This window comes from Sphingomonas sp. ERG5, from assembly GCF_000803065.1.
Lineage (GTDB): Bacteria > Pseudomonadota > Alphaproteobacteria > Sphingomonadales > Sphingomonadaceae > Sphingomonas.
Genome location: NZ_JSXI01000086.1, coordinates 1 through 2,762 on the forward strand (window position 1 = coordinate 1; position 2,762 = coordinate 2,762).

Consider the following 2,762-nt stretch of genomic DNA (forward strand, 5'->3'; position numbering starts at 1 on the left):
GTACCCATCCGGTGAGGGCCGCGACGGCGATCGATCCTACCGGCCGCGATGAATGGCGATGAGGTTTTCGAGGTTTTCGATACCGAAGTCGGAGAACGCGATGATGCCGTCAGGGTGGGCGACGTCGTACACCCAGATCACGCCGTCTTCGGGTTCCATCTCGTCGACGATGTCGAACAGCCAGTCCTCGTGTTCGCCCAGTTCCTGGGCGACCAGGGCGATGGTTTTGATGTGGTGGATCTTGTTGACCTGCACCGTCAGGCGGCCATGGCGACGCTGACCGGGCTCCAGTTCCATGGGAGCAGATCGTCGAGCTGCCGGGATGGTTGCTGTGCGATACGCGCGAGAACATCGGCCAGCCAGGCCTGCGGATCCACGTTGTTCATCCGTGCAGTGACGATGAGGCTGTATAGGATGGCGGCGCGTTGGCCGCCCCGGTCGGAACCGCAGAACAGCCACGCCTTGCGACCCAGGGCGACGCAGCGCAACGCGCGCTCTGCTGCGTTGTTCGACAGGCAGATGCGGCCATCATCGAGGAACCGGGCGAACGATGGCCAACGGCGAAGCATGTAGTTGATGGCCTTGGTCAGATCATGGCCGCGGCTCAGCTTCTCCCGGTTGTCACGCAACCAGCTCTCAAGCTCGGTGACCAGCGGGGCGCTCTGCTCCTGACGGGCGATCTGACGATCGGCGGCGGGCCGTCCGTTCAACTCGCGCTCGATGGCGAACAGCGCGTCGAAGCGTTGGATCGCCTCCAGCGCCAAAGGATAGACCAGCCCACTCTTCTCGCCGCGCGCCTTCTTGCGCGCCGCGCCTTCGACATCGGCCAGCTCGAAGAACTTGCGACGGGCATGGGCCCAGCAGGCGGCTTCGAAGGCAGGACCGGTCGGTCGCCTGGCCGCATAGAGCTCACCATATCCGCCATAGGCGTCGGCCTGCAGAATACCTGACCACGCAGCGAGATGCGTCTGGGGGTGCTCGCCACGCCGATCGCGCGAGTAGTGGAACAGTGCGGCCGGCGGCGCCGGTCCGGCAAACGGTTGGTCGTCGCGGACGTAAACCCATAGTCGCCCAGTATCGGTCTTGCCTCTGGCGAGGACTGGCACGGTGGTATCGTCGCCGTGCAATCGTTCGGCGGCCAGCACATGTTGTTCGATACGCCTGAAGATCGGCATCAGTGCCGCAGCGCCGGCACCGACCTGATCGGCGAGCGTCGACAGGCTGAGCGGCACGCCCTCGCGGGCATAGCGCTCGGCCTGGCGGTTGAGCGGCTGGTGGGCGCCGAACTTCTCGAACAGCAGCATGGCCAGGAAGTTGGGGCCGGCCCAGCCGCGCGGCACGACGTGGAACGGTGCCGGCGGCTGGCTGATCGCTTCGCAATCCCGACAGGAGAACTTCTCCCGGACATGCTGGATCACCTTCCACTGCCGCGGGATCACCTCGAGCGTCTCGGTGATATCCTCACCCAGCTTCGACAGCCGGTGACCGCCGCATGTGGAGCAGGCGCACGGTGCCGGGATGACGACGCGCTCGCGCGGCAGGTGCTCGGGGAACGGCTTGCGGGATGGGCGTGCGCGGGTGAACGCCGTGACCGTCGTGGTCCTGGCCGCGGCGACCTCGGCGGCGAGCTCATCCTCACTTGCCGATGCCTCGAGCTCTTCGAGCTGCAGCTCGAGCTGATCGAGAAGGCGGCGGGTGCGCTCGGCGTGTGGGCCAAAACGGTTGCGTTGGAGCTTGGCGATCTGCAGCTTCAGATGCGCGATCTGCGCCTGATCGGCGGATGCGCTGGCCCGTGCGCAGGCCAGTTCTGCCTCGGCCAGATCGGCCCGCGCTTCGGCCGCGATCAGCGCCGCCCGAAGGGCGGCGACATCGTCAGAACCGGGCGAAACGGCAGCGACCATGGCGACGATAGAATCACAAAATGGGCTGCTTGAAACGTGAAAAATACACGGTCGACGAAGAAAAATGGAAACCTATCCGGCGCTCGCCGGCCGCCAGCTATGTTGAGGATTACGCCAGTCGATCCCTTCCAGCATATACCCCAGCTGCGCAGCCGTCAGAGCCACCGTTCCACCGTCGACCGATGGCCAAATGAACCGCCCGCGCTCCAGCCGCTTGGCATAGAGCGACATGCCGATCCCGTCGTGCCAGATGATCTTGACCAGCCCGCCGGCGCGACCACGAAATACGTAGAGATCGCCCGCATGCGGGTCCCGGTGCAGGTGCTGCTGCACCAGCAGCGCCAGGCCCTGCATGCCCTTCCTCATATCTGTATGGCCGCTGGCGATCCAAACCCGGACGCCCGATGGGAACGGGATCATCGCAGCGCGCGCAACGTCGCGGAAATAGCTGATGACGATGCGTCGGTACTGATCTTCACCCGCGTTCCACCGGCCAGCTCGACAACGATCGCCGGCTCCGGCCCCACCGCTCTCTCGGGCGGCGCTACCTCGTCGATCATCACTGCCGGGACGAACGAGGATGCCGCGCGCGCCTCGACCAGCTGGCGCCGCCACTTGTAGATCAGGCTGGTCGAGACATCGAACCGACGCGATACATCCGACACGACCGCGCCGGGCGAAAACGCGGCCGCCAGGATCTCGCGCTGCTCCTGATCACTCCATCGGCGCCGTCGCTCCGGCCCCGTCATCAAGGTCACCTGGGTCATGCTGTGCAGCTATCAGCGCTCATAAGCTCTCCTTACGAGTGCAGCTTCAAGCCCGGCCGCCGATCAGACAAGGCGGTCCCCACCGGAGGGGTAC

General features: G+C 65.4%; 4 protein-coding genes. All 4 read right to left on the reverse strand.

Annotation, left to right across the window (positions count from 1 at the left end; translation table 11 throughout):
* Positions 1–36: 36 nt before the first annotated feature.
* Positions 37–297: a hypothetical protein gene (locus tag OO12_RS26570; RefSeq protein WP_200887571.1), complete on the reverse strand. Its 261-nt coding sequence runs from the start codon at positions 295–297 to the stop codon at positions 37–39.
* Positions 258–1,901, reverse strand: a complete 1,644-nt coding sequence (gene tnpC, locus OO12_RS26575; RefSeq protein WP_034161728.1) for an IS66 family transposase — start codon at positions 1,899–1,901, stop codon at positions 258–260. The genes OO12_RS26570 and tnpC overlap by 40 nt, the downstream gene beginning before the upstream one ends.
* 72 nt (positions 1,902–1,973) lie before the next feature.
* The gene (gene tnpB / locus OO12_RS26580) at positions 1,974–2,321 is read right to left on the reverse strand and encodes an IS66 family insertion sequence element accessory protein TnpB (RefSeq protein WP_034161729.1); all 348 of its coding nucleotides are present in this window, start codon (positions 2,319–2,321) and stop codon (positions 1,974–1,976) included.
* Complete coding sequence (tnpA, locus tag OO12_RS26585; protein ID WP_034161730.1) at positions 2,318–2,668, reverse strand: IS66-like element accessory protein TnpA; 351 nt, start codon at positions 2,666–2,668, stop codon at positions 2,318–2,320. The genes tnpB and tnpA overlap by 4 nt, the downstream gene beginning before the upstream one ends.
* Positions 2,669–2,762 lie beyond the last annotated feature (94 nt).